Origin of the sequence: Flagellimonas abyssi, from assembly GCF_019457905.1 — a bacterium.
GTDB lineage: Bacteria > Bacteroidota > Bacteroidia > Flavobacteriales > Flavobacteriaceae > Flagellimonas > Flagellimonas abyssi.
Genome location: NZ_JAHZSV010000068.1, coordinates 1 through 220, shown reverse-complemented (window position 1 = coordinate 220; position 220 = coordinate 1). Strand labels below are relative to the sequence as shown.

The 220-nt window shown below is 51.8% G+C and carries 1 pseudogene; it reads left to right on the top strand.

Annotated features, from left to right (window positions below):
• Positions 1–220, top strand: a pseudogene (locus tag K1F36_RS19635) (RagB/SusD family nutrient uptake outer membrane protein); the annotation flags it as partial.

Sequence of the window (220 nt, the reverse complement as noted above, 5' to 3'; positions counted from 1 at the left end):
TTTGGCCCGCTTTTACCTGTATCGGGAAGAATGGTCGAATGCTCTTACGGAGGTCCTGGAGGTGGATAAGGACGGTCCGTTCGGGCTGGAAGAGGATTTGCTAGAGGTTTTTAAAAAGGACAGCCCTGAAACTCTTTGGCAGTTGGATTCAGGCCTGCCGGGCAACAACACCAAAGAGGGATCGACATTTGTCTTTTCGGAAGGTCCACCTCCGAACTCG